The organism is Mesorhizobium sp. M1A.T.Ca.IN.004.03.1.1 (genome assembly GCF_003997555.1).
Classification (GTDB): domain Bacteria; phylum Pseudomonadota; class Alphaproteobacteria; order Rhizobiales; family Rhizobiaceae; genus Mesorhizobium.
The window spans coordinates 1-265 of the sequence record NZ_RZTV01000458.1 but is presented as its reverse complement, the minus strand read 5'-3'; the positions used below and the strand labels follow the sequence as shown (position 1 = coordinate 265).

General features: G+C 64.5%; 1 protein-coding gene. It reads right to left on the bottom strand.

The annotated features are described in order from the left end of the window. A partial coding sequence (locus EOD29_RS32425; RefSeq protein WP_281059250.1) for a transglutaminase N-terminal domain-containing protein occupies window positions 1-265 on the bottom strand: 265 nt, incomplete at both ends.

Genomic DNA, 265 nt, shown 5'->3' with positions numbered 1-265 from the left:
CGCCGAGGAAGTGGTGCGGCGAATCCGGCGCCAGTGACCAGATGTCTGTTATTTCCTCCGGCAGGTCTGCCAGCAGGGGCGAGAAATCGGCGGCGATCGGCTGGCTCTCCACCTGGACGCGGGCCTGCATGCGAATATCGAGAGACTCATGCGGCGCGCGCAGCATGAAAGAGGTGGCGGGATGATGGAAGAAATCGACGAAATGCGACTCCTCGTCCGGCGCCGGTGCAACGGTGATCGAGCCGGCGACCAGGCGTTGGCGGTC